The organism is Pseudomonas sp. 382 (assembly GCF_002759075.1).
GTDB classification, from domain to species: domain Bacteria; phylum Pseudomonadota; class Gammaproteobacteria; order Pseudomonadales; family Pseudomonadaceae; genus Aquipseudomonas; species Aquipseudomonas vlassakiae.
Map to the genome: position 1 here is coordinate 1 of NZ_PEMX01000112.1, position 521 is coordinate 521.

Here is a 521-nt window from a genome sequence, read left to right on the forward strand (position 1 = left end):
ACAGAATTTCTTGACGACCATAGAGCATTGGAACCACCTGATCCCATCCCGAACTCAGTAGTGAAACGATGCATCGCCGATGGTAGTGTGGGGTTTCCCCATGTGAGAGTAGGTCATCGTCAAGATTCATTTCGCAAAACCCCTATCTGCGCATGCAGGTAGGGGTTTTGTCTTTAAGTAGAAGCTATCGCTTCTCCTGGTAGGTGAATAGCCAATCGGTGGTGGTAAAAGGTGGTTGACAGCGTTACTGAATGCTGTATTATTCACCTCCCGCTACGAGAGATCGCAGCGAGCCAAGTGTTTGAAGCCAAACGAGTTTCTCGCAAAAACTTCAAAATAAACGCTTGACAGGCTCTGGGGAAAGCGTAGAATGCGCGCCTCGGTTGAGACGAAACGCTCTTGACCAAACGCTCTTTAACAAATCGAATCAAGCAATTCGTGTGGGTGCTTGTGAGTACGGACTGATAGTCACAAAGATTATCAGCATCACAAGTGGCCATGCGAGAAATCACATAGTCATT

1 rRNA gene is annotated in these 521 nt (G+C 47.2%); it reads left to right on the forward strand.

Features of this window, described 5'->3' with window-relative positions:
* Window positions 1–9: 9 nt before the first annotated feature.
* Window positions 10–125: ribosomal RNA gene (rrf, locus tag CQW31_RS30830) — 5S ribosomal RNA — on the forward strand.
* Window positions 126–521: the final 396 nt, after the last annotated feature.